The organism is Roseovarius mucosus (genome assembly GCF_002080415.1).
Classification (GTDB): Bacteria; Pseudomonadota; Alphaproteobacteria; order Rhodobacterales; family Rhodobacteraceae; genus Roseovarius; species Roseovarius mucosus_A.
On the sequence record NZ_CP020474.1, the window covers coordinates 1,379,552 to 1,404,611 of the forward strand.

Consider the following 25,060-nt stretch of genomic DNA (forward strand, 5'->3'; position numbering starts at 1 on the left):
TGTCTGGAGGAGGTTCCACATGAACAAGGTTTACGGCTCGGCCGCCGAAGCGCTGGACGGGCTCTTGCGTGATGACATGCTGATCGCAGCGGGCGGCTTTGGCCTCTGCGGCATTCCCGAATTGCTCTTGGCCGCGATCCGCGACTCGGGCGTCAAGGATCTGACCTTTGCCAGCAACAATGCGGGCGTGGATGATTTCGGCATCGGTATCCTGCTGCAAACGCGGCAAGTGCGCAAAATGATGTCCTCTTATGTGGGCGAGAACGCCGAATTCATGCGCCAATATCTGAGCGGCGAGCTTGAGCTGGAATTCAACCCACAGGGCACGCTCGCCGAGCGGATGCGCGCGGGCGGCTGCGGCATTCCGGGTTTCTACACCAAGACCGGCGTCGGCACCCAGGTGGCCGAGGGCAAGGAACATAAAGAGTTCAACGGCGAGACCTATATTCTCGAACGCGGCATCTTTGCCGACCTCTCTATCGTCAAGGCGTGGAAGGCCGACACCACCGGCAACGCCATCTTCCGCAAGACGGCGCGCAACTTCAACCCGCCTGCCGCCATGTGCGGCAAGGTCTGCGTGCTGGAGGTCGAGGAAATCGTCCAACCGGGCGAATTGGACCCCGACAAAATCCACCTGCCGGGCATCTATGTTCACCGCTTGGTGCAAGGCACGCATGAGAAACGTATCGAACAACGCACCGTGAGGGCAGCATAATGGCTTGGGATCGCAATCAGATGGCCGCCCGCGCGGCGCTCGAACTCGAGGACGGGACCTATGTGAACCTCGGGATCGGCATTCCCACGCTGGTGCCCAATTTCATTCCCGAGGGCGTGCATGTCACGCTGCAATCGGAAAACGGCATGCTGGGCATGGGGCCCTTCCCCGTTGCAGGTACGGAGGACGCAGACCTCATCAATGCGGGCAAGCAGACCATCACCGAACTGCCCGACACCAGCTATTTCGACAGCGCCACTTCCTTTGGCATGATCCGGGGCGGCAAGATTGCCATGGCAATCCTTGGCGCGATGGAAGTGGCCGAGAATGGCGATCTCGCCAACTGGATGATCCCCGGCAAGCTGGTCAAGGGGATGGGCGGCGCCATGGATCTTGTGGCGGGCGTGGGCCGCGTGGTGGTGGTCATGGACCACACCAACAAGCACGGCGAATCGAAAGTGCTCAAATCCTGCACCCTGCCGCTGACAGGGACAGGTGTGGTCAACCGGATCATCTCGAACTTGGGTGTGCTCGATGTGGTCGAGGGCGGTCTGAAGATTGTTGAGTTGGCCGAAGGTGTCACCGAAGACGAATTGCGCGCCGCAACCGAGGCGACCATCGTCAATTGACCCCTGTCACTTAACCATCGTCACCAGACGATCGTTTCCCAGAATCCAAGGGCCGGGCACCGCAAGGGTCCGGCCCTTACTTCATGGCAAGATTGAGCGCGCAGGCATCGGTGATCAACTCCGGCTGCGTCTTGCACAGGCCCCGCGCCACCTCATAGGCGGCAAGAACCTTGGGGATGTAATCGCGGGTTTCCGTATAGGGCGGGACACCGCCATGCTTTTTGACCGCGTTCTCGCCTGCATTATAGCCCGCGAGTGCCAGCACCACGTCGCCTTTGAACTCGCGCATCAGCCAATCAAGATAGGCCACCCCGCCGCGAATATTCTCGGCGGGTGCCAAGCTGTCGGTCACACCAAAGCGGCGTGCTGTATCCGGCATAAGCTGCATCAACCCCTGCGCCCCGGCAGAACTGACCGCCGCCGTCCGCCCCGAGGATTCAACCGCGATCACCGCCAACACCAATGCCGGCGAAATCTGCGTGCCGATGGTCTGGCTCAAAATATGCCCGCCTTCGGCCCGCGCAATCTCTTGCACCGATTGCAGGCGCGGCGCGCTCACGCCCTTGCCTGCGGGCGGTTTGGCCAGATGCTCCATCGCCGCACGCAGGCGCAGCGCGCCATCCGTGCCGATATCGGCGGGCACATTCTCCCAGAACCAGCCATAGGCGGCCCCGCGCGGTGTGGCGGGTGCCTCTGGCTCTTTGTTCGCGACCGCCGCGCGCGGCGGTTCGGGCGGCGCAGGCTCAATCTGCACCAAGGGCCCGCGCCGCGTTCCCGGTGCGGGCGCCTTTTCCCTCTTAAAGGTGAAGTCGGCAAAGGGCTGCGGCGCCTGCGCCGCAAGCGGGCCTGCCCCTGCGAGAATCGCAACAGACACCAAAAGGTATAAAAATCTCATAGCGGGCGCTGCTCTGCCTCTGATTTATTGTCGCCAGTATCGCAAATATCCGGGCTTCACGCCAGCATTGTTCCTTACCATGACCTGAACCACCCACATTTGCGCCACAATTCCTGCTTCAAAGCCTTTTTCAAACAATTTTTCAGAGTTTCTTTTGTTATCTTTCAGTATCTTAAGATTTTTCTCTAACTATTTTTGGAGTGCACGAAAATTGGTCCAGTGACGCCAAATTCCCGCCCGATTTGACCGGCTATATGGCATCACACCACGACGGCAACGGACCATAAAACACTGGGGGTCCTGAACTGAAGCGGGTGTAACAACACAAGCAACTGATCCTTTGGAGGGACCAAACCATGATTAAATTCTTCAAAAACTTCTCGAAAGACGAAGACGGCGCAGTAACGGTTGACTGGGTCGTGCTGACCGCAGCAGTCGTTGGCCTCGGCATCGCCGGCGTGTCCACCGTCAGCACCGGCATCGGCAACCTCGCCACCTCAATCGGCACCGAAGTGGGCGGCTCGACAGTTGTCGACCTCGGCACCCTGGGTCAGCAGTAATCCAGGCGCCCGAGCCTGACACAGGATCGGGCACTCAATTAAAATGGCCACGGATAGGTTCTATCCGTGGCCATTTCCTTGCCTGCCCCACCCATGTCCCGCGCGTCTTAATGGCGCTATATCGCCCCCGCTTGTCCCTGATTTTGACACAATGGCGCGATATCACAGGCTTTGATCTCCGGTTACATGCCGGACCACGTCTTGCGATGAAAGGGAAACCCCATGCGAGCAGTTTTCGGATTGGTGCTGATCGTGGGCCTCGGGCTCGCGGGATTTGCTGTCTACATGGCCAAGAATTACATCGACGGATATCAGCGGCAACTGGAGGCAGAGCGTCAGCAACGCGCCCCCGTCATCGAAACCGTTGACATTTTTGTCGCCACCCGCGCCTTGCAATATGGCGAGGCCCTCGACAAAGACGCGGTGCGCCTCACCGCCTTTCCCAAAACATCCCTGCCCGAAGGCGTGTTCAAAGCGACAGAAGAGCTTTTCCCGAAAGGCGAGACCGTCGCGCGCCGCGCCCTGCGGCGGATGGAAATGAACGAGCCTATCTTGGCCGTCAAGGTGACAGAGCCGGGTGCAGAGGTGGGCATCACCTCGCAACTCGAACGCGGCATGCGCGCCTTTGCCATAAAGGTCGATGTGACCAGCGGTGTTTCGGGCTTTCTTCGGCCCGGCGATACCATCGACATCTATTGGACCGGCAGCGTCGGCGCGGGGAACATGCGCACCGAAGGCAATTCCATGGGCGAAGTGACCAAACTTATTGAAAACGGGGTCAAGCTGATTGCCGTGGATCAGGTGGCCGACATGGATACCTCCGAGACGGTCATCGCCCGCACCGTAACCGTCGCCGTCAAACCGCAACAGGTTGCGGCGCTTGCTCAGGCCCAATCGACCGGGCGTCTGTCGCTGTCGCTTGTGGGCGCGCTTGACGATACCGTGGCCGAGGTGATCGAAGTGGATCAACACAGGTTGCTTGGCATCACCGCCGAAGCTGTGATCGAACAGGCCCCCCTGCCCGAGACCTGCACCATCCGCACAAGGCGGGGTGCCGAGGTGATCGAAACCCCGATCCCCTGCACCAACTGACACGCTGCATATTGTCGAGATAAGGCACCCGCACACGGGTGCCTTTTTCGTGTTCAGGAAATTAGACACACTCCTAAGAAAAATACGCAAAACTGTATTGATTCTTGAAAAAAATTCCGAACTGTCCCAAAGTAAATCAAATGCGGGCGCTAAGACCCGAAAAATGAGGCGTGATCGGAAAGGCAGGTCACATGAAATTGCGTAGACATATTTGCGCGGCCCTTCTTGGGCTGGCGCTTGTTGCAGGCCATGCGCCGCAACCTGCACAAGCGGAAAGCATCCGCGTGGTGCGCAATGGCACTTCAAGCGCCCTCAGCGTCGCGATGAACCGTGCCGTTGTGGTCGAGAGCGACTCTCCCTTCGCAGAGCTCAGCATTGCCAACCCGGCGATTGCTGATTTCTCCACCCTGTCTGAACGCACAATCTATGTGCTGGGCAAGACACCGGGCCGAACAACGCTCAGCCTGTTTGATGGCTTGGGCAAGCTCATTACCAATATCGACGTGCATGTCAGCACCGATATCGAAGAATTCAAGGAACGCCTGAAACAGATCCTTCCGGGCGAACCCATCGAAGTCCGCAGCGCGAATGACGGCATTGTCATCTCCGGCACGGTCTCGAGCACGTCGCGCATGCAGCGCGCCCTTGATCTTGCCGAACGCTATGCGCCTGAACGCGTGTCCAACCTGATGTCGGTCTCTGGCAAGCAACAGGTCATGCTCAAGGTTCGCTTTGCCGAAATGCAACGCAGCGTGTCCAAGGCGCTGTCATCCTCGCTGTCGATCGACGCACGCGGGGCCAATAGCGTTGGCGTGATCGGCGGCACCAACACCACCAACACACAAGGCGGTGTGCTGGGCACTCTTGCCGGGGCTATTCCGGGCACGAACGAGAACAACGCCGCCTTTGCCTTTGGCTTTGACGTAGGCTCGGTCGAGGTGGGCATCCTGCTCGAGGCGCTGGAAACCAAAGGCGTTGTGCGCACTTTGGCGGAACCAAACCTAACCGCCCTCTCCGGCCAAGAGGCCAAGTTTCTCGCAGGTGGCGAATTCCCTGTGCCCGTGGCTCAGGACAATGACACCACGTCGATCGAATTCAAACCTTTCGGCGTCGAGCTGAACTTTGTGCCGCGCGTTGTGGACGACGGCATTATCAACCTCGAAATGGCCGCTGCAGTTTCTTCCATCGACACGGCCAACTCCTTGGTTTCAAACGGCTTTGCCATCCCTGCCTTCCGCCGCCGCGACACCTCAACCACTGTGGCGCTGCGCGATGGTGAAAGCTTTGCCATCGCAGGCCTGCTTCAGGATGATTTCCGCGACAATGCCGGTCAGGTGCCTTGGCTGGGCGATGTGCCGGTTCTCGGTGCCCTTTTCCGCAGCGCCGACTACCAGCGCTCGCAGACAGAACTGGTGATCATCGTATCGGCCCATCTCGTCTCACCCTCCCGGGGCGAGGCACTGGCCCTGCCCACGGATCGCGTGAAACTGCCCTCAGAGAAAGATCTCTTCCTCAATGGCCGCGTCGCCAGAGGCGTGAGTGACAAGGGACCCGTTGGCGAGGTTGCCAAGCAGGATTTCACCGGGTCCTACGGCTATGTGATGGATTGAGCGGGGGAAACGGGCAATGAAACATGTTTTCGCAATCGCCGGGCTGATCGCCGCAACTGCCTGTACCTCGCAGGATGCGGTCTACCGATCCTATTTTGGAGAGGCGGGCGCGCATGTGGATAATGGCCATTTCGGCGAGGCGGTGATGAACAACCACCTCGTGATGACCGGCGAGCGCAGCTATACCTTCGATCTCGCCAATCGCTTTGCCAGCGAGGTGATGAGCACCGTCAACTTCGCCTTCAACTCAGCAGAGCTGGACGCAGGCGCACGCGATACCCTGCGCGAACAGGCCCAGTGGATACGTCAATTCCCCGAAGTGCGCTTTCGCGTCTATGGCCACACCGACGCGGTTGGCTCCGACAGCTATAACAAGAGTCTCGGCATGCGCCGCGCTCAGGCCGTGGTCGCCTTCCTCACCAGCCAGGGCATAAGCCGTGCCCGTCTCGAGGCGGTGGCATCATTTGGCGAAACCCAACCGCTGATCGTGACCCAAGGCCGCGAACGCCGCAACCGGCGCACCGTGACCGAAGTCTCGGGCTTTGTGCAATCGCATCCGATTATCATGGATGGCAAATACGCCGAGGTCGTCTATCGCGAATACGTGAACAGCGCTGTGCCACGCTCGACCTTGCTCAATGTCGAATCGTCCTCTGGCTCCGACGACTCTGGCGGATAACGCGCCAACACCAGTTTCTCCCTGTTCGGCTCTGTCCGGACCACCTCAAACCCGCCCCTTTTGGGCGGGTTTTTTGTCGCTAAAGACCGCACAATTACGATCTTTTGGCCCAAATGTCGCCAATATTCCCGCGCATCTTGCATCCTAGCCAAAGGTTTCCGTCGCATGCGGTGCCGGGCTGGATGGCCGTATTTCCATGTCCAGCCCGCGTATTGGCGATCACCGCCGGGCGACGGCAAGAACAGGACCGAGAGAATGACGAGTAGTGTAGCGAAACAGTCTGATCCCAACCCGATCGTTGCCTGCACCATCAGCCGCGACGTGCAGAACTTTGACCTGCTGATCGAGGATATGGAGGCCGCCTTGGGTGAATCCTGGGGCGATTTGGGCTTTGCCGAGGCGCTGGCCTTTTTCAACCAGCCCGAGGCCAACACTTTGGAATTCGTGGCCGTCGCCATCGACGAGGCCGACGAAGACGATCTCGTCATGCTGGGTGAGATTATCTCGCTGGCCAGCAAAAAAGGCATCAAGGTCATTTTGATCGCCGAGGATGTCAGCCCCGCCGCTCTGCACCAATTGCTGCGTCAGGGTGCCGATGAATTTGTCCCCTACCCCCTGCCCGAGGGCGAGCTTCAGGCCGCTATCGACCGCCTGCGCCACGCGCCCCCGCCCATGCCTCAAAGCCAAAGTGCGGCCCAAACCCATCCTGCCCTCGCCAATCCAACCGCTGGCGATGGCGTGATCCTTGCGGTGCAAGGATTATCGGGCGGGACAGGTGCCACCACCCTTGCAGTCAATCTCGCATGGGAACTGGCCAATGTCGAAAAAGCCAGCCCGCCGCGCGTGTGCCTTCTGGATTTCGGCCTGCAGTTCGGATCGGTCGCGACATATCTCGATCTTCCGCGCCGCGATGTCGTATTCGAAATGTGGTCCGATACCGAGGCCCTCGATGATGACATCTTCCGGCAGGCGCTTGTCGCCTTTGAGGATAAACTCTGGGTGCTGACCGCCCCCGCCGATGTGCTTCCGCTTGATATGATTTCTTCCGAGGATGTGAACAAACTTCTCAGCCTCGCGCGCAAACACTTCGATTACGTCGTGATCGACATGCCCGGATCGCTGGTCCAGTGGACAGAAGCGGTTTTGCACGCCTCACAAATCTATTTTGCGACGCTCGAGCTTGACATGCGCTCCGCCCAGAACGCCTTGCGGATCAAACGGGCCATGCAGTCCGAGGATCTGCCCGTGGACAAGCTGCGCTATTGCCTCAACCGCTCGCCAAAATTCACAGATTTGAACGGCAAGAGCCGCGTCAAACGCATGGCCGAAAGCCTGGAAATCCGGATCGAACTGCTTTTGCCGGATGGCGGGCGTGCCGTCTGCCAAAGCTCGGATCACGGTCTACCGCTGGCCTCCAGTGCCGCCAAGAACCCGCTGCGCCGCGAAATCGCCAAATTGGCCAGCTCCTTGCATGCTCTTGGCAAGAGCGACGCCGAAGCCGCCTAACCAAAGGTAGGACCAGATGTTCTCTCGATACAAGAAATCGCCCAGTGACCGGGCCGCCCCCAAGGCCTCCACCGCACCCGCACCGGCCCCCCGGACCGCGCCGGTCGATGCCGCAGCCCTACCGTCCTTCCGCAAACCCTTGCCCAAGGTCGCAGCGGTGGCCGTCGGCGTGGACAAAGAGCGCAAGCGCAAAGATCGGATCAGCGAGATCAAGATCGAATTGCACCGCGCGATGCTTGACCACCTCAATCTCGCCGCACTCGACTCGGCCACAGAATCCGATCTGCGCAGCGAAATCAGCTCTATCGCCGGCGAAATTCTCGAAGAAAAGGGCATCGTCCTCAACCGCGAAGACCGCATGCAGCTCACGCAAGAGCTTTATGACGAGGTCAAGGGCCTCGGGCCTCTTGAAACCCTGCTCAAGGATGACACGGTCAACGACATTCTCGTCAACGGCCCGCACCAGATCTTTATCGAACGCGCGGGCAAGCTCGAACTCAGCGACGTCACCTTCAAGGATGAAAAGCATCTGCTGCGCATCATCGACAAGATCGTGTCGGCGGTGGGTCGGCGCGTGGACGAATCCAACCCCTATGTTGACGCCCGCCTTGCCGATGGCTCGCGCTTTAACGCGATGGTGCCCCCCGTTGCGGTGGATGGCAGCCTTGTGTCCATCCGGAAATTCAAAAAGGACAAGCTGGGGATCGACGATCTGGTGAAATTCGGGGCCTTTTCCGAGGAAATGGCCGCCTATCTCCAGGCCGCCGTCGCCACCCGCCTCAACGTCATCGTCTCCGGCGGTACCGGCTCTGGTAAAACCACCACGCTCAACGCGCTGTCCTCTTTCATCGCCAATGATGAACGCATCCTCACAATCGAGGACACCGCCGAATTGCAACTGCAACAGATCCACGTCGGCCGAATGGAAAGCCGCCCGCCCAACGTCGAAGGCAAGGGCGAGGTATCCCCCCGCGACTGTCTCAAGAACGCGCTGCGGATGCGCCCCGACCGGATCATCGTGGGCGAAACCCGCGGTGAAGAGGTGATCGACATGTTGCAGGCCATGAACACCGGCCATGACGGGTCGATGACCACAATCCACGCCAACAATCCGCGCGACGGCATCAGCCGTCTGGAAAACATGGTCGCCATGGCTGGGCTCGAAATGCCGCTCAAGGCGGTGCGCAGCCAGATCGCCAGCGCCGTCAACCTCATCGTTCAGGCCAGCCGCCTTCAGGACGGCTCGCGCCGGATGACCTCGATCACCGAGATCACCGGCATGGAGGGCGATGTCATCTCGATGCAGGAAATCTTCCGCTTTCAGCGCGTGGGCCTGACCCCCGACAACAAGATCATCGGCCATTTTACCGCCACTGGCGTGCGCTCACACTATTCAGAACGCTTCCGGCTCTGGGGCTATGATCTGCCCTCCCATATCTACGAACCCATCGCAGCGGAGTAACGCAGATGACCCTCAGTGCCGAACCCATCATCTATGCGTTGATCTTCGTTGGCGTCCTCGTTCTGGTCGAGGGGATCTATCTCACCGTCTTTGGCCGCTCGATCAGCCTCAACAACCGGGTCAACCGGCGGCTCGAAATGCTCGACAAATCGGGCAACCGCGAAGAGGTGATGGAAAAGCTGCGCAAGGAAATGCAGCAGCATCTCAAGGCGCGCAGGCTCCCGCTCTATGCGATCCTCTCGGACAAGGCCCAAAAGGCCGCCATCGCCTTTACCCCCCGCCAACTGATCCTTCTCATGGTCGGTCTCAGCGTTCTGGCCTTCATCGGCCTGTCGGTCGCCACGGATACCGCGGCCCCGGTGCGCGCGATTGCCTCTGTGGGCATTGGCGTGGGCGGCATCTTTACCTGGATCAGCATGAAAGCATCCAAACGTATGGCGCTGCTCGAGGAACAATTGCCCGACGCCATCGAACTCATGGTGCGATCCTTGCGGGTCGGCCATCCGTTTTCATCGGCCATCGGCATCGTCGCCACCGAGGTGGGCGATCCGCTCGCCACCGAATTCGGCATCATCGCGGACGAGGCCGCCTATGGTCGCGACATGGGCGAGGCGCTCAAGGAAATGGCCGAACGGCTCGATATGCAGGATTTGCGCTTTCTCGCCGTGGCCGTGACCATTCAGCAACAATCAGGCGGCAACCTGGCCGAGATCCTCGCCGGTCTGGCCCAGGTGATCCGCGCCCGCTTTCGCCTCTTCCGCCGGGTCAAGGCCATCACCGCCGAGGCAAAATGGTCCGGCAAATTCCTCTCCGCCTTTCCGTTGCTCGCGCTGGTCGGCATTCAGCTGCTCAAGCCCGATTACTACGACGAGGCGATGGAGCATCCCTTCTTTATCCCCGCTGTTCTGGTCGTCGGCGTTTTTCTGGTCTTGAACCTGATCGTGATGCGCGCCCTCGTAAGCATCAAGGTCTGAGGAACGTATCATGCAAATTCTCTCAGTTCTCAACGATGTCCTGACCGGCGCGCTTGGTCCCTTTGGCCCTCTCATCGCCGTGGGTGGTCTGGGTGTGATGCTCATCCTGCTCACGATCCCCCTGATGTTGCGGCAAAAGCAGGACCCCCTCGAAAAACTCAAACAAGAGAACCAGCGCAGTTCCACTTCGGTCGGCACCAAGACCAGCTTGCGCGCCGGCGTACAGAACAAGAAACTCGACCGCTACGCGACCTTCCTGGAACCGCAGGATGCCAAGCAACTCAGCCAGATCCGCCTCAAGCTGATGCAGGCAGGCTATCGGCATCGCGATGCGGTGCGCTATTTCCACTTCGCGCAATTCGCGCTCGGGGTTGGCCTGCTGATCCTTGGGGTGATCTATTATGTCCTGGTCAAATCGGGCACCGAGACCAGCACGCAAGAGACGTTGATGTATATCCTCGGGCCTGCCGGTATCGGCTACATGATGCCCAAATATTGGGTCACCAAACGCCAGCAGAAACGCCAAGAGGAAATTCAGGACGGCTTCCCGGACAGTCTCGACATGATGCTCGTGTGCATCGAGGCCGGTCAATCCATGGACCAATCCATCATCCGCGTCGCCAGCGAAATGCGCGCCTCCTACCCCGCGCTTGCCGACGAATTCGAAATCGTCGCCCTTCAGATCAAGGCTGGCCGCGACAAGCCGTCAGTGCTGGGCGAAATGGCCGAACGCTGCGGCGTTCAGGATATTTCCAGCTTTGTGACCGTTCTGGTTCAGTCGCAAACCTTCGGCACCTCGATCGGCGAGGCGCTGCGCGTCTATGCTGGCGAAATGCGTGACAAACGCGTCATGCGCGCCGAGGAAAAAGCCAACAAGCTGCCAACCAAGATGACATTGGCCACGATGATGCTTACAGTGCCGCCATTGCTGATCATTCTGGTCGGGCCGTCAGTTCTGGGTATCATGGACCTGCTGGCAATGAGCAAATAACAGAGCGGAGCGACATGATAGGGCGGGCGGTGGTATTTCTGGTGGGCACACTCGCTCTGGCAGGTTGCCTGACACCCCCAAAACATGATGGGCCTTTCGCCCCCGGCGTGGCCCCCGGCGGACAGGCCGTAGATGGGCTTCTGGTTGGGCATCGCCTGATGGATGCGGGCGAATACGAACTTGCGCACAAGGCCTATACCCGCGCCGCCGTCACCCAAGGCCTGACCGCCGATGTGCTGGCAGGCTTGGGCAGCGCCAATCTTGCCCTTGGGCGCCTTGGCACCGCCGAACGCCTTCTGCGCGAAGCCATCGAAAAGACCGACGCCACCCCCGAAACCTGGAACAACCTCGGGGTCGTGCTGGTCGAACAGGGCGAGTATCCCGAGGCAGAACAAATGCTGCGCCGCGCCTACGCCCTCGACAATGGCGAAAGTGACGCAATCCGCGACAATTTGCGCTTAGCACTCGCAAAATCGGAAAATTCCGATTATGGTGAACCGGAAGAGCAAGATTATAAACTGGTACGGCGGGGCAGTGGCGATTTTCTGGTCCGCAAGATACCATGACGAGGCCGAGGCAGTAAAAGGACGCACAAATGCGCCACCCTATTCTTGTTTCCCTGTGCGTGGCAGGGGCGTTTGCCCTGTCCGCCTGTGAGCAGTCCAGCGGGAATGACGTAGACCGCGCTTTCCAAGACATCAATGTCGTGGACGAAACCAACCTTAATGACGTGATGCTAACCGCCAGCGACCCGAACGAGGCGGTTGCCTATTTCCAGCGCTCCGTGGGCGAAAAGCCAGATCGTATCGACCTGTTGCGCGGCTTGGGCCAATCTCTCGTGCGCGCCAAACGCAACACCGAGGCCGTCTCGATCTGGACCCGCGTCACCGAACACAAGGACGCCACGGATGAGGACCGCGTCGATCTGGCCGATGCCCTGATCCGCAACAACGAATGGGACCGCGCCAAGACGGCGCTGGACAGCATTCCGCCCACTCATGAAACCTTCAAACGCTACCGGCTCGAGGCGATGGTCGCCGACAGCAAGCAAAACTGGACCAAGGCCGACAGTTTCTATGAAATCGCCGTTGGCCTCACGACCCAACCCGCCAGCGTGATGAACAACTGGGGCTATTCCAAGCTGACGCGCGGCGATTACCCCGGAGCAGAGCGGCTCTTTACTGATGCCGTGCGCCAAGACCCGGCACTCTTCACCGCCAAGAACAACCTCGTTCTGGCCCGCGGCGCACAGCGCAATTACTCCTTGCCCGTGCTTCCGGTCAGCCAGACCGAGCGCGCGCAATTGCTCTATACGCTTGGCCTGTCGGCCATCAAACAGGGCGATACCGCGATTGGCGAAGGGCTCTTGCGCGATGCCGTCGAAACCCATCCGCAGCATTTCGAGGATGCCGTGCGCTCACTGCGCGCGCTCGAAACCAAGGTCGCAGGCTAGGACCACCCGATGTCGCTCGAAATCACCGCGCAATCGGCCCTCTGGTTCCTGCCTTTCGTCCTGCCGGTCTGCATTTGGGTCGCACTCAGCGATCTGCGCCGGATGAAAATCCCCAACACCGCCGTTCTGACGCTGGTGGGGATTTTCCTCGTGATCGGGCTGATGACCCTGCCGCTCGTGGATTATGCGTGGCGGCTCTCGCATCTGGCGGTCATGCTGGTGGCGGGCATCGCGATGAACGCTGTCCGTCTGATGGGCGCGGGGGATGCCAAATTCATCGCTGCGGCCGCCCCTTTTGCGGCACTTGGCGATGCCGCGACCCTCGCCTTTATCTTTGCCGCCACCCTGCTCGGGGCTTTTGTGACACATCGGGTGATCATGTATAGCCCCCTGCGCCGACTTGCCCCCGACTGGCAGAGCTGGCACGCGGGCAAAAAGTTCCCCATGGGCTTTGCCTTGGGCGGCACGCTTGCGATCTATCTGGGTCTGGGCGCGCTCTATGGGGCCTAAAGCATTCGCAGAAAACGTTGCGTGACTTTTTCGGTTCTAGATTGCGCGCGATCAAAGGGTCAAAGCGCCCCAGAGCTGCCCGACACTCTCCACAATTTCTGCACCTTTTGATGCGACGGTGACGGCAACGCAGTCCGACCCAGCACAGGCAGACCAGATGAACATGCAGGCCAGCACCGGCGTTCAGCCGCCCCCGCCCCCGTCTCGGCTAGAAGAAATGCGGTTGCCGGTCGTGATGATGCGGGACATCCTGCTCAAGACCATGTTCCGCAAGAACCTCGATCTCGCCATCGACATCGCCGAGGCGATTTGCCTGCCGCGTGCGGTCACGCAAGAGCTGATCGACATGGCCCGCGTGCAAAAGCTGATCGAGGCAACCGGCACGCTCAACGCCAATTCCAGCGGCGAAATGGGCTATCAACTGACCGACGCGGGCAAATCCCGCGCCCTCGACGCGCTCAGCCAATCGGAATATTTCGGGGCTATGCCGGTGCCGCTCTCGGTCTACCGCGAACAGGTCAAACGCCAGTCGATCCGCAATATTCAGGTCACGCGCGAACAACTGACCAATGCCATGGGCCACCTGATCCTGCCCAAGGCTCTGCTTGATCACCTTGGCCCCGCCGTCAGCGCTGGCCGTTCGATCCTGATGTATGGCCCGCCCGGCAACGGCAAATCCTCGATCTCGAACGGCATCCGCGATGCCATGGGAGACAAGATTTACGTGCCCCGCGCCATCGAGTATTCCGGGCAGGTCATCACCGTCTACGATCCCATCGTCCATTCCAAGGCCGAGGTCGAGATTGACGATCCCGGCAGCCTGCGCCGCAAACGCACCTTCGACACCCGCTATGTCCGCTGCGAACGCCCGACCGTGATCACCGGCGGCGAACTCAGCCTGTCGATGCTCGATCTCGTCTACAACCCCACGGCGCGCACCTATCAGGCGCCGCTGCAACTCAAATCCACCGGCGGCATCTTCATCGTCGACGACCTTGGCCGTCAGGCCGAACCGCCACAGGCCCTCGTCAACCGCTGGATCGTGCCCTTGGAAGAGGCCAAGGATATTCTCGCCCTGCAATCCGGCGAGAAATTCGAGGTTCCGTTTGATACGCTGGTGATCTTCTCGACCAACTTCCACCCCAACTCGATCTTCGACAAGGCCGCGTTGCGCCGGATTTTCTACAAGATCAAGATCGACGGCCCCTGCCAATCCGACTTCCTCAAGATTTTCGCCATGGTCGCCCGCAAGAAAGGCATGCCGCTGGACGAAGCCGCGCTGATCTACCTGATCAAGGAAAAATACCCCACGATCGACAATGTCTATGCCAATTATCAGCCGGTCTTTCTGATCGACCAGATGATCTCGATCTGCAATTTCGAAGGCATCCCCTATCAGATGACCCCCGAACTCATCGAACGCGCCTGGGCCAATATGTTCGTGCGCGAGGAAGAGATTTTGCACTAGGGCGTGTTGCGCTCCATCGAAACACACCCATCCCGGGCCTGACCCGGGACCTCGCCAAGTCAGCGTGAAGGCCCCTGTTCGGGAGCCGGGGCGATGAGAACCTGATCATACGCGACGCGCTTTAGAGCACTCTTAGCTTTTTGCTGAGCTCTCGTCTGCCCCCCTCACGGGACACAGACGCTGATCTGTATAATGCTATTCGCACCCCGATTGAGAACATTTAGCGAACACGCTATTCTCTGCCCATGACGATTCCACTTCTCGCCCGTGACAGCCATCGCCCCGCCCTCCGCCTTCTGGGCGCGCTTGACCTGCCGCTCACCCGCCAGCACGAATGCACCGGCCCCGCCCGCCACAGCTTTGCGATGCTCCTCATCGGTGCTCTGCGCGGCCCCGTGCTCTGGATTGCCCCCGCATGGGCACGCGACCACCTCAACCCCGATGGCATCAGCCCCCTCACCGGGGCCGAGAACGGGCCAGAGCGCCTGATCTTCGTCGCACCAGAGCGACGCGAGGATCTCTTGTGGTGCATGGAAGAGGCGCTGCGCAGCGGCGCGGCCCCGCTCATCATCGCCGACCTGCCAGAGCCACCCGCCCTCACCCCGGTGCGCCGCCTGCATCTCGCCGCCGAAGAAGGGGCAGCACGTGGCCACAACCGCCCCTTGGGTCTGATCCTGACACCGGGCGATGGGGGCGCACCCGGCGTGGAAACCCGCTGGCACATGGCCCCTGCCCATACGCCCGGCACCGACCGCTGGCACCTCACCCGCCGCCGCGCCCGCACAGCGCCCCCCGCTGAATGGCACCTCACTGGCCGCCCCGGCGCATGGGCCCTCAAGCAAACGTGACATCCACTGCCCCGCGCCGCGCGTATCTTACCTTATGATCCGACGCCTCGCCCTCACCCTCTGCCTCATCGCCACGCAGGCCGCCGCCGCGCCCGAGCGCTACCGCCTCGACACGGCCACCTCCACCGTGGGCTTCACCTATGACGCCGCCATCGGCAACAATCGTGGCACAATGCCGATCACATCGGCGGATATGCGGATTGATCTGGGCAATCTCGGCGCGAGCCGGGTCGACGTCACCCTCGACGCCACCGGCACTCGCGCGGGCTTCTTCTTCGCCACAGAGGCGATGAAAGGACCAGACCTGCTCGACACCGCCCGCCATCCCAGCATTACCTTCCGCTCGACAGCGATCACCGGCACCCTGCAAAAGGCCCGGATCACCGGCCTCTTGACCGTGCGCGGCGTGACCCACCCCGTCACCCTCACCGGCGGCCTCTACCGCCAAGCCAAGACCGACCCCAAGGACCTCTCCCACCTCACAATCCTCCTCACCGGCACCCTCAACCGCCACAGCTTCGGCGCAAGCGGCTATGCCACCCTCGTCGGCCCAGAGATCGGGTTGAGGATCGTGGCGCAGGTGGAGAGGTAGGGGGGGAGCATAGGGTCGTTTCAGAGACTGACTGCCCTCAGCCCCGCGGCGAAGCACCAGTCCTAGACGTGAGTTTTTGATAGCTGACCTTCGCCGCGCGCGTCGCGAGTTGGTAAGATGCGGGACCTTGCGGACGGTCGCAGCCTTACAATGGATTTCTGGAATCGCATGGAGCGCGGAAAGAAATTCGATAGGGTCCTCTCACGATCAAGCTGCACGCTGTTATCTCAGTCCTCAAATCCACCGACCAGGCATCGCTGCCTCTCTCAACCAAATCCGCTCTGTCGGTTCTACCCAAGTAAGAAAGTCAGAGGCCAGTCGCGAATGACCAAAATAATGAAGGCGGGACAAGGCAGTTCCACCGCGCGCATCCATAGAACGGATGTCGGCACCATAGTCTATCAGTGTCCTTAGAAGCCATGGGTTTCCAATTTCAGCCGCATACAAAAACGGTGTAAGTTTGTCCGTTCCATTCACTGCATTTACATCGGCGCCAAAATTTAAAAGAAGTTGAACAGTTTTTCGTGTGGCCGAGGTATCACCTTTGACAAAACGCTTCGCAAGCTCCGGCAGAATGGCCAACTCATACTCGGTGTAACGAGACATCGATTGCACGTGGGCTTCCTCATCAGGGAAAGGAGAGCTTGTCTTGCGCAAAACCGCAGGGAGATCGGTACCTGTCACAACGGTTTGAATTGCTGCTCGGACAAAAATGTCTGAGTCCGCAAACTGGGCTACTGCTTCGAAAAGGGCCGTTTGTTGCCTGGCTCCCGTCATTTCAACATCTGCGCCACGGTCGATAAGGCCTTGAAGGATGTCTGCTCGCCCATTGGATATCGCTTCGAGCAAAGGAGATTTACCACCCTTGGTTCGGCTGTTGATCACCTCTTTGGACGTCATTGGAAGCAGCGTCCAGAAACACGCATCACTACCACCCTGCAATGCGTTCAAAAGCGCTGAGCCGCCGTTTTGATCAAGGATGTTCGGGTCAGCGCCAGCCGCTAGCAGTTGCTGGACCTTGTCGACTTGTCTGAGATGAGCAAAAAGCGCAAGTTGTGGCGTAGGGCTCTGGCCATACCCTTTGATGGTTCGGTTCGGGTATCGAACGTCGACCGGGCGGTTTTCCCATTTTGTAAGATTGATGAGATAGTCTTCCCCAGGATGTGATTTGAAAACAGGAGCAGCTTCTGGAAACAGGCTTGGGAAGTCTCTTGCTAAGGCCAGACTTGCGTCTGGAATATCAATCCCAAGATCAAGTCCCCCACAGAAACCTTCCCACTTCGCATAGGTCTTTCGCTTCCCAAGCATCTGCGAAATGTTCAAAACATAGTGGAGACAGCGCCTCAACTGAACGGCACTGCGAAACTGAAACCAAGTAGCGGCATCATCGAACTGATTTAGGGCGTCTTCGAGTTTTCCCAGCTGTGCGAAATATCGTCCCTTGAAGAAGCCAAGACCGGCCAGGCGAGGTTGCCCATGCAAAGAGATCTCTAAGCTCTTGAAGAGCGATTCAGCGGCGGCCGCATCACCATCCACCTTTTCGCGACATGGGTCCGTAAGTCGCGCAATTTCATTGACGGCGATCTGTTGTGCTTCGCTAAGCTCGCAGATGTTATAAAACTCTGGAGCCTCAAGTTGCTTTGCAATGGCCGACTGAACTTCATGGTAACACAAGGGGATTTCATACCCCGGAACATGGTTCCGGAAATCGACCAAAGTCAGGTCACAGTACCGCCGGTATAGCCTCACTGCCAACAGCGCGCGTGCGAACTTTCGATCATAGTTCTTCATCAGCGCCAAGATGGTATAGATTTGAATGTCGTTCTCGCCTTTTGACCACCGGTCGATCGAAGCTTCCCAGTTCTCCACCCCTTTATGCAGGCCGCTTAGACGATCGATTTCGACCGCGAGCTGCGTGATTCCAAAGTCTTTTAGGCGGGATTGCCATATAAGTTGTGTAGCTTGTTTTGGCTGCCCAAGGATGTCGTGTGGCGAAATTCCTGTGACGGGCAAGATGTCCCGAAAAAGCTCTTGGAAGCAGCCGAATGCGACCCTGTCGAAAATTCCACGCACAACCTTAGCGGGCAAAGCCGCGCAATCAAGGTGAAGACACAAATGAGCGTATCCCTGCAACATTGGCAAGAAGTCCGTTTTTCCCCACTCTTCGTTGCCGTTTGCATCATGAAAATATTGCAGGTGCTTTTTCAGAAGGTCGTTCGCAGCATCGGGAGACAACGGCTTACCCATACGAAGGCGTTGTAGCTCCTTTTTCAGAGCTGCCTCGCCAGCGTCGTCGACATGAGACATTGCTCGGATCAAAAACGCCGCGATTTCCGAAGGTTGGGGAATAGGGGTAAGATCAGAAACCATTATGCCTGATCCTGTAGTCGATGCAGTCTGGCGAGGTCTGCCTTCACATTCTGAAATGCTCTTCGATCACTGGGTGTGCGCGAGAATACCAGCAGGCCCCCTCCAGCGAGAAATAGTTTTGCATGTTTCTTCCCGTGTGCGAAACGTGCGCCTGAAATGACCTCGTCTTCAATCAACTTGTTTAACTCTTTGTCTTGCGAATAGTACATATTGCACCTCGATAGCGGGATGGTGACTCTGCCACCATCCCGAACAGTTCATTTCTTGGCGCTGAAGGGATTAGAACCTTTTGCGGCGGCACGTTGCGCACGTGCGACAAAACCTCCCTTAGCTGTTTGACCACCTGTCTTGGCTGCGCCTGCGGCCTGAATGCGGGCCGCGGCTTTCGGGCTCATGGGTTTTGCTTTTGACATCCTGATTTCCTTTCGTGTTTAGGATGTCTTGAATATGGGGAAAGTGTAGGATGCGATCAAATGACAAACAGGGGACAGCATTTGGGGATTTTACTGGCGAACTCCGCATTGCCGCCGTTGCTGCCAATTGCAGCATTTATCCAAACGGGCTTAGAGCGGACTTGCGGCGGCGCGGCACGGACCCAAGATGCCTACAGCGATGACCCAAGTGATCGACACGCCCGGCCCTGAGCCGTCATTCAGGATGAGCGCAATCGCTGCGATGCCGCTTCCGAAAGCGGTCGCTTGGTACGGGGCGCAGCATTTTTCTAGATCACTCTTCAAGCAAAACCGAAGCTTCACCGCGATATCCGGATACTCCTTATTTGCGCTACCGCCGGGAGGCAGGCTGGTTCGAGTTGCCCAGCAAATTCTTGAGAGCGAGATGCCCAAAGATTAAAATGAAGTTTCATTGGAAGATGGGGAACTGGTGTCGGATCCCAACTACCGCGCCGGTGTATGATCCGTCCATCCACCGCCCACGTTATGCTGTCAGGCCTCCACTCGATCGAATATCGGTGGAAATCGTTGGAAGCGTCAAATCCCAGTGGGATGCGGCATGGGGAGCCCCGGTAACCGTATGCCGCGTTGGTCCCCGCGTCGCCCGGATTGAAGAATACGTTGAGCAGCACGCTTGTCGTATCGTTTCCCGTGATTTCAAAGTCTATCTCCTGTCTCGGACCGGCTCGATGTAGAAAGAAACCTGTCACGAGCCCCCCGCCTCTAGCCGCCTTGATGTCCGCCTCGAAGCGACCGTGCTGATGACTTGCATAACTTACAAGGGCCCCAGAACGATAGGGACGCGTGAGTTTCGGGTTCGGACAGGCCCGCAGCGTCAAGGTTGCGGCCCCAAGTTCTTGCTCGACGCACTGGTGCTCAAACGAAGCTAGATTTCCGGGAAAAGTCTCGTCTAAGGGACTAAAATCAGATAAATCTTGTCCGATAGAGGAATCGACCAAAGGATAGATCTCCGTTAGTGCGCTCGACATGGGATCCGGTTCCGATGGCCAACCGGATGCCGGTCTCAGGGCCCAGGCAGAGCTGTCCGACAGCGGTGCGAGCCATTCCACGCTCTTTCTCGAATAAATCTTGTGGTCGCGATCGTCGCGAAAGAGCCTCCACTCAAAAGGGCGGGCGTCCGGATAGGCTGCAATCGGCTGGGGAAGGCCAAGAAAATCGCACAGAATGGCCCAACGCGCGGAATCCGTTCCACCATCACAGAATTCGGCAACGTTCGATCGTGCTACGCCGCTGATATCAAACGGGCGCCGGTCGCTCCTGTCGATCAAGAATTTCAACTTCGTGTCTTCGGCGAGTTTCACCAGAAGCTGAGACTCGATCTTGGGGGCTACGAGTGCGTCAAAATCCGCGAGTATTGCCGATAGATCATCCACGCCAATCATCGCGTCACCCAAATCGAACACCCTAACGCGAAGCCCGAGCATCGAAAGGGCCATCGCTACACTTTCCTTGGCTTCTCCACTACACCAAACAAGCAGCGGGCCAGCCGCAACTCTAGGTGGCGGGGCAACCTCATCTGCGTCGATTACCCCGGCTCGAGCGAGATAAGGAATAACGGAATAGCTGTTGTCCGATCCCCCATCGCGTCGCTGCAGGATTGCAGGTGAGGACAACGCTAACGTTCGTAGTTCATCGAAGCGTCGGTTCATCCACATGTCCACCGGTCCTTTGACCGGCATCGCAAGCAGGAGCTTTTGCGCTCCTTCTCGTGAAAGGACGTATCCAGAAAGGAACCACAAGCCCCGCCCTGGCCGGAAAAGGTTTCGGCAGACATCCCGTCGCTCGGCCGTCCCATCGGCATTCTGGTAGGAGAAGTACAGCAGATCGGGTCCTTTCGAGTCCGGAAAGCGGCTCTGTGCAGCTATCCAGGCACGATCGATTAGTGCGCGCGCTCCCGGTCGGAACCAAATATCGTCCTCAAGGATTAAAACGTGTTCAGTTTCTCCGGTGGCGACTGCCTTCCAAACTTCTATGTGGGAGCGGGCAACCGCCACCTCCTGTCGCGTCATTGTCACGGGCTCGTTGACGCCGAAGAAATGTTCGAGAAGTTCGTTGGGTTGAACGTAGAGCTGATCGCCGAGTAAGTACTCGGGGTCGACATCTGCGGTCGACGCAACGTTTCGCCCGTCTCTCGCATCAACAGCAGGCTGTGTCTTGGTGATCGAGACCAGTGATATTCCCGATTCCGTTCTGAATCGGTTCAACTCTCGCAACGTGCGATGCAATCTTAACGGTTGTCGTTCGAGGTTAATTATAAATATCGCTCCGATCTGTCCGGGAGCGAGGCCAAAGGAACTAAACTTTCGGGCAGGGAGATGACTCAAAAGGGCATTAAGAACTCTGAATGCATTAGCCCGCAGCCAGCCAAATGTGTTCCGGAGGTTCATGAATCTTCCTGCAAGTTAGGAGCGCTCAGCATCCATAAACGTTCCGCCAATTCCGTTCGTCTTCCCTGTAGGAAAGCTGCCATCGCATCTCGGCAATAGAATCCCATCCCTTGAGGAATTCGAAATCTAACGGTTGGCCACATGACTGCAACCGCTTGGCGTGAGCCACAAGGGCGATGGTCAAGTTTCCTGGTCCAGTAGTGGATTGTATCTCTGGATCTGATTCGTCACCGAGAAGCTTGGCGGTAGCGCGATCCAATGCCAGCATCAGCATCGGATGCCGTGCTGGAGCAACGATGGGATCGTTATTTACGTAATAGACGCGGCCGTCGCTGCCGAGCTCCGGGTTCCAGATGTCGCCTGCGGCCATCATTCCGCCAGCGTTGATGTCGTAGCACAGCGGCTGAACTTTCAGCCGGTTGCCATCGAACAACTGGCTCCACCCCTCGCCGATCAATACGTCATCGGAGTCTACGTAGAGACCTCCCTCTTCGACAATGAAGCATAACCTCAGATAGTCGCTTCTCATTGCGGGATGTGCGCAGCGCGCGAATGCATCTTGCTCCCTCTTCCCATACTTTCTCGCTATGTATTCTGCTGCGCTGACATCATCATGTAGGAAGAACTCAAAACCCTTTTCCGCCAACTGTTCCCAGCTCGCCATACATTCGCGCACGTCGGTGGGAAGATCGGATAGGTCGTGCCAGTATTGGAGGATTTTTCTAGGAATCGCGTTCTCACCTGAATCAAAATGCAAACGCTCTTCACCGATTATTCGTTCTGCCTGCTCAAGGATCAGCCTACGAACGAAAGTTGACCTCAGAGCCTCAACCTCAGCATTTGGTTTTTTGGTCATGGCATCACTTGCCTTTCCGAATGGCGGACGCAGACAAGGGGCGCCGTTTGCGAATGAGTCATCATTGGGGGGAATTAAGAATACGGTTGCGACATTGTTTCCGCTCTTAGCTACCCACCTCACCGGATGATTGAAGGAAATGCCTATAGGAATCAGAAATCTTTAGGAGGTAGGCTTTTCCATCGACCACGAATCCGTCGAGCCCATGCTCCTTCGCGTATGCGTCTAGGTCGGTCAGGTTGTTAATAAAGCCCTTCCCATTGAAGTTCAGTGACGTGTTGCACAAGACGCCAAAGCCAGTCAGTTCTTGGAAGGCGTTTAGGAGGTCGTACATAGGTGCATTTGAGGCTGGCGTCACCGTTTGAAGGCGAGCGGTTCCGTTCACATGCGTGACAGCGGCCAAGGTATCCGTTCTTGCGTAGTGCGTGTAAAGCATATGCGGACTGTCTGTGTCACAATCAAACCATCGCTCGGCTTCCTCCTTCGTGCATATTGGTGCAATCGGTCGGAATTGCTCGCGCTGCTTGATCTCGTTAAGCCTAACCCGCGTTTCCTCACGAAAAGGCTCAGCAAGTATTGAGCGGTTCCCAAGGGCCCTTGGTCCTATCTCATACTTCCCATGCGCCCATCCGAGTATGAGGCCGCTTTGGAGCAGCCGAGCTACAACACCCGGCTCACCGTCGAAGACGTCGTAATCGCCCAGCTCCACTGCACCCGCGTAACGGAAATTCAAGCCAGAATAGACATCCCAGTCGATTTTTGCGTTACCAGTATATCGAAATTGTGCATCGATTGCAGTGCCAATGGCGACACCTGAATCATTGGCGACCGGAGGAACGAATACGTAGGAAAATATACCGCACTTTTCCCACTTGCTGTTCCAGTCGCAGTTGAGCCCGCAGCCACCTGCGATGATCAAAGGCCTTCCCCTTTCAAGGTTTTTCTCCGCGAAATTATGAAAACGGGAGAAAATGGCATCGCTAAAAATACCGGCGAAATTCCTAAATTCAGTGTCGTTCAGCCCAATGTTTAGATGTGGAACTTCGGGAAGCTTCTCGAAATCGGCCAGCTTGCAGTAGGGGCCGTCAAGGAGGTGGGAAATCAGCTGTTGCTCAATTGCGGTCGGTGCAGCTCTAGTCGAGAAAGAGGCAAGTGCCATTAGCTTGCCTGCATCAGAGCTACGCGGATACGGACCGTCTTTCGGGAAGGTGGGGTCTGCCAACCCATATGCCAGACCATATCTGTTCCCCGGCTGGGTCATGACATCAGCCACGAGAGTGATATTCAAGCGTTGGTCGATCTCGTAGAAAGAGCCCATCTCGCCCTCCCAAACCAGGGCGTAGCACTTGGTTCCCATAGGCAGCTCCGACATGCCGTACGCGCAAAGAATGTGAGCACGTTCGTGAGACGACGAGAAATAATCTGTCTTCCCGCTGAACAGGCGACCAGCGTCCATTATAGCGTCTTCGAGCCGAGTACCGCGGTATCCCCCGTTCCGATGTGAGCCGAACCGATACTCGTGATGATCTAGCGGCCACCACCCGCTCATGCACAGGACTTCTGGCACCTTGTCGAGATTGGTAGTTGCGTCCAACAGTTCGGGGACAGTGAGATATGAGTAGCGATATCCCGAGTCCTTTTCAGCCTCAACAGAAAAGACGAGTCGCCCATTCCTGATCAGGCAGACGGCACCATCATGTCCCGGATTGTAGGAAAGTATGTCCATTACTTAATGCTTTCGTGATCGTCCGGGGATAGCTTGATGGTTTCAGGCACATCCATGCGACATGGTCGAGTGGAAGAGATCAAATATTCAACACGTTGTACACTTTGAGAACGGCAAGAAAAAGAGGCCGCGGATCAATTTTCTTGTTTATAATCAAAATTCTGGATGCTCTGTGCAAGCGTTGTCGTAAGTCCAGTTTGTGCCAGCAGCCCGACCTCTGGCTATGGCCACAAGATGAGCCGCAATCGTGTCCAGATACTGTATATTGCCGCGACCCTATTCCTCGCCGCCGTCATTCCGCTTACCGCCTCCGTGTCGACCACCCTTAGTCTGGCGGCATAGCCTAGGCGAATGTCGGGTGTCGCTATGTACTCAAATGAAAGTGCGCCTGCGGCAAACGGCTGCTTTCCGCCCTGCGTGTCGATGCCCCGATACATGCTGCACCCTGCATGTGGGTCCGCACTGGGGTTGAGTGCCGTCATCTGACAGTTCCACTCGGACTACTTGCCTCCTGAGCTCAAGCCCGCCTTCGCGCAGGCATCTTGTGTCAGCTGCAGCGCACTAGGCGTCGCCGTTCGGCGCGATCAGGTCAACGGGCTTGACACCAAGCGCCTCGGCGAGGTCGTGCAGGGTGATGACCGTCGGGTTGCGGCGTCCGTTCTCCAGCCCGCTGAGATACTGCTGGCTGATGCCTGACCGTTCAGCGACCTGTTCCTGCGTCAGGCCCTTCTGGTTGCGCAATCGTGCAAAATTTCGGCCGACGAGCTCTCTCATATCCATCTGTCACAGATGGCAGTTTACATATTATAAGTTTATCAACTATATTATGTATATCGGCGGGCGGATAGATGTCCGCTTGCAGAGAAAAGCAAAGTTATCCGTTCAAGAGTTCAGGAGTGCATCAAATTCAACAAGCAATACCAAGCGAAAAGCTCCAGCAAAAATAGACTCGCGCCCGATGGCGCAGATCACATCACCCCCAAATTCAATTTCCCGTCAGACGCGACGACGCTCAACCCGCCCATATCCCTGCCATCCGAATGGCCACGGCTCTCACCTCGCCAGCGCGAGGTCTTGTTTTGGGCCGCTCATGGAAAATCCGCATGGGAAACCGCTCAAATACTCGGCCTCACTGAGACAACCGTTAAGACCTATATCGCCAATGCTTGTAAAAAGCTGGACGCACAGAACAAAGTCCATGCGGTGGCCATTTGCATGAACCGTAGGCTGTTCACTCTCTGACAGACCATGCTCTTGCCGGTTG

Annotated in this window: 24 protein-coding genes; 17 read left to right on the forward strand and 7 right to left on the reverse strand. The window is 57.9% G+C overall.

Going from position 1 to position 25,060, the window contains the following annotated elements:
* Window positions 1–19: 19 nt before the first annotated feature.
* Together ROSMUCSMR3_RS06750 and ROSMUCSMR3_RS06755 are read left to right on the forward strand one after the other, a co-directional pair.
* On the forward strand, window positions 20–715 hold the full coding sequence (locus ROSMUCSMR3_RS06750) for a CoA transferase subunit A (RefSeq protein WP_008279118.1): 696 nt from the start codon (window positions 20–22) through the stop codon (window positions 713–715).
* Entirely contained in the window at window positions 715–1,344 is a 630-nt protein-coding gene (locus tag ROSMUCSMR3_RS06755) for a 3-oxoacid CoA-transferase subunit B (RefSeq protein ID WP_008279119.1), read from the forward strand. Before ROSMUCSMR3_RS06750 ends, ROSMUCSMR3_RS06755 begins: the two co-directional genes overlap by 1 nt.
* A gap of 76 nt (window positions 1,345–1,420) precedes the next feature.
* On the opposite strand, the gene ROSMUCSMR3_RS06760 is transcribed toward ROSMUCSMR3_RS06755, so the two are convergent.
* Window positions 1,421–2,239: a lytic transglycosylase domain-containing protein gene (locus tag ROSMUCSMR3_RS06760; protein WP_081506842.1), complete on the reverse strand. Its 819-nt coding sequence runs from the start codon at window positions 2,237–2,239 to the stop codon at window positions 1,421–1,423.
* 356 nt (window positions 2,240–2,595) lie between these two features.
* Between ROSMUCSMR3_RS06760 and ROSMUCSMR3_RS06765 the strand changes: the two genes are divergently transcribed.
* The 14 genes from ROSMUCSMR3_RS06765 to ROSMUCSMR3_RS06830 all read left to right on the forward strand — a co-directional run bounded on the left by ROSMUCSMR3_RS06765 (window position 2,596) and on the right by ROSMUCSMR3_RS06830 (window position 15,984).
* Entirely contained in the window at window positions 2,596–2,799 is a 204-nt protein-coding gene (locus tag ROSMUCSMR3_RS06765) for a Flp family type IVb pilin (RefSeq protein WP_008279121.1), read from the forward strand.
* A 222-nt stretch (window positions 2,800–3,021) separates the two neighbouring features.
* Window positions 3,022–3,891, forward strand: coding sequence for a Flp pilus assembly protein CpaB (gene cpaB, locus ROSMUCSMR3_RS06770; protein ID WP_008279123.1), 870 nt, complete (start codon window positions 3,022–3,024; stop codon window positions 3,889–3,891).
* A gap of 191 nt (window positions 3,892–4,082) precedes the next feature.
* Window positions 4,083–5,501, forward strand: coding sequence for a type II and III secretion system protein family protein (locus ROSMUCSMR3_RS06775; RefSeq protein ID WP_008279124.1), 1,419 nt, complete (start codon window positions 4,083–4,085; stop codon window positions 5,499–5,501).
* A 16-nt stretch (window positions 5,502–5,517) separates the two neighbouring features.
* Entirely contained in the window at window positions 5,518–6,180 is a 663-nt protein-coding gene (locus ROSMUCSMR3_RS06780) for an OmpA family protein (protein WP_008279125.1), read from the forward strand.
* Window positions 6,181–6,435: 255 nt separating this feature from the next.
* A complete protein-coding gene (locus tag ROSMUCSMR3_RS06785) occupies window positions 6,436–7,686 on the forward strand; it encodes an AAA family ATPase (RefSeq protein WP_008279126.1) in 1,251 nt (416 codons plus the stop codon).
* A 16-nt stretch (window positions 7,687–7,702) separates the two neighbouring features.
* A complete protein-coding gene (locus ROSMUCSMR3_RS06790; RefSeq protein WP_008279128.1) occupies window positions 7,703–9,148 on the forward strand; it encodes a CpaF family protein in 1,446 nt (481 codons plus the stop codon).
* A gap of 5 nt (window positions 9,149–9,153) precedes the next feature.
* The gene (locus tag ROSMUCSMR3_RS06795; protein WP_008279129.1) at window positions 9,154–10,122 is read left to right on the forward strand and encodes a type II secretion system F family protein; all 969 of its coding nucleotides are present in this window, start codon (window positions 9,154–9,156) and stop codon (window positions 10,120–10,122) included.
* Window positions 10,123–10,132: 10 nt separating this feature from the next.
* The gene (locus tag ROSMUCSMR3_RS06800) at window positions 10,133–11,113 is read left to right on the forward strand and encodes a type II secretion system F family protein (protein ID WP_008279130.1); all 981 of its coding nucleotides are present in this window, start codon (window positions 10,133–10,135) and stop codon (window positions 11,111–11,113) included.
* A 14-nt stretch (window positions 11,114–11,127) separates the two neighbouring features.
* On the forward strand, window positions 11,128–11,679 hold the full coding sequence (locus tag ROSMUCSMR3_RS06805; protein WP_008279131.1) for a tetratricopeptide repeat protein: 552 nt from the start codon (window positions 11,128–11,130) through the stop codon (window positions 11,677–11,679).
* A 29-nt stretch (window positions 11,680–11,708) separates the two neighbouring features.
* A complete protein-coding gene (locus ROSMUCSMR3_RS06810) occupies window positions 11,709–12,566 on the forward strand; it encodes a tetratricopeptide repeat protein (protein ID WP_081506843.1) in 858 nt (285 codons plus the stop codon).
* Between the two features lie 9 nt (window positions 12,567–12,575).
* Window positions 12,576–13,076 carry a prepilin peptidase gene (locus tag ROSMUCSMR3_RS06815; RefSeq protein ID WP_081506844.1) on the forward strand — a complete coding sequence of 167 codons (501 nt, stop codon included), beginning with the start codon at window positions 12,576–12,578 and terminating at the stop codon, window positions 13,074–13,076.
* 157 nt (window positions 13,077–13,233) lie between these two features.
* Window positions 13,234–14,544: an ATPase gene (locus tag ROSMUCSMR3_RS06820; RefSeq protein ID WP_008279134.1), complete on the forward strand. Its 1,311-nt coding sequence runs from the start codon at window positions 13,234–13,236 to the stop codon at window positions 14,542–14,544.
* Between the two features lie 245 nt (window positions 14,545–14,789).
* Window positions 14,790–15,392, forward strand: coding sequence for an ImuA family protein (locus ROSMUCSMR3_RS06825; RefSeq protein WP_081506845.1), 603 nt, complete (start codon window positions 14,790–14,792; stop codon window positions 15,390–15,392).
* Window positions 15,393–15,426: 34 nt separating this feature from the next.
* Window positions 15,427–15,984 (forward strand): YceI family protein, encoded by a 558-nt coding sequence (locus ROSMUCSMR3_RS06830; protein ID WP_081506846.1) that lies wholly within the window; start codon window positions 15,427–15,429, stop codon window positions 15,982–15,984.
* A 234-nt stretch (window positions 15,985–16,218) separates the two neighbouring features.
* Here ROSMUCSMR3_RS06830 and ROSMUCSMR3_RS06835 read toward each other — a convergent pair whose 3' ends face one another.
* From ROSMUCSMR3_RS06835 to ROSMUCSMR3_RS06860, 6 genes are all read right to left on the reverse strand, one after another.
* On the reverse strand, window positions 16,219–18,354 hold the full coding sequence (locus ROSMUCSMR3_RS06835) for an ankyrin repeat domain-containing protein (protein ID WP_081506847.1): 2,136 nt from the start codon (window positions 18,352–18,354) through the stop codon (window positions 16,219–16,221).
* A 257-nt stretch (window positions 18,355–18,611) separates the two neighbouring features.
* Window positions 18,612–18,767: a hypothetical protein gene (locus ROSMUCSMR3_RS20990; RefSeq protein ID WP_087148865.1), complete on the reverse strand. Its 156-nt coding sequence runs from the start codon at window positions 18,765–18,767 to the stop codon at window positions 18,612–18,614.
* A 338-nt stretch (window positions 18,768–19,105) separates the two neighbouring features.
* A complete protein-coding gene (locus tag ROSMUCSMR3_RS06840; RefSeq protein ID WP_237183544.1) occupies window positions 19,106–21,031 on the reverse strand; it encodes a family 16 glycosylhydrolase in 1,926 nt (641 codons plus the stop codon).
* 208 nt (window positions 21,032–21,239) lie between these two features.
* Window positions 21,240–22,070, reverse strand: a complete 831-nt coding sequence (locus tag ROSMUCSMR3_RS06845) for a glycosyltransferase family 32 protein (protein WP_198385588.1) — start codon at window positions 22,068–22,070, stop codon at window positions 21,240–21,242.
* 106 nt (window positions 22,071–22,176) lie between these two features.
* Window positions 22,177–23,796 carry a carbamoyltransferase C-terminal domain-containing protein gene (locus ROSMUCSMR3_RS06850; RefSeq protein ID WP_081506849.1) on the reverse strand — a complete coding sequence of 540 codons (1,620 nt, stop codon included), beginning with the start codon at window positions 23,794–23,796 and terminating at the stop codon, window positions 22,177–22,179.
* A gap of 561 nt (window positions 23,797–24,357) precedes the next feature.
* The gene (locus tag ROSMUCSMR3_RS06860) at window positions 24,358–24,570 is read right to left on the reverse strand and encodes a helix-turn-helix domain-containing protein (protein ID WP_237183545.1); all 213 of its coding nucleotides are present in this window, start codon (window positions 24,568–24,570) and stop codon (window positions 24,358–24,360) included.
* Between the two features lie 300 nt (window positions 24,571–24,870).
* On the opposite strand from ROSMUCSMR3_RS06860, the gene ROSMUCSMR3_RS21880 reads away from it, so the two are divergent.
* Window positions 24,871–25,038, forward strand: coding sequence for a helix-turn-helix domain-containing protein (locus ROSMUCSMR3_RS21880; protein ID WP_198385589.1), 168 nt, complete (start codon window positions 24,871–24,873; stop codon window positions 25,036–25,038).
* Window positions 25,039–25,060: the final 22 nt, after the last annotated feature.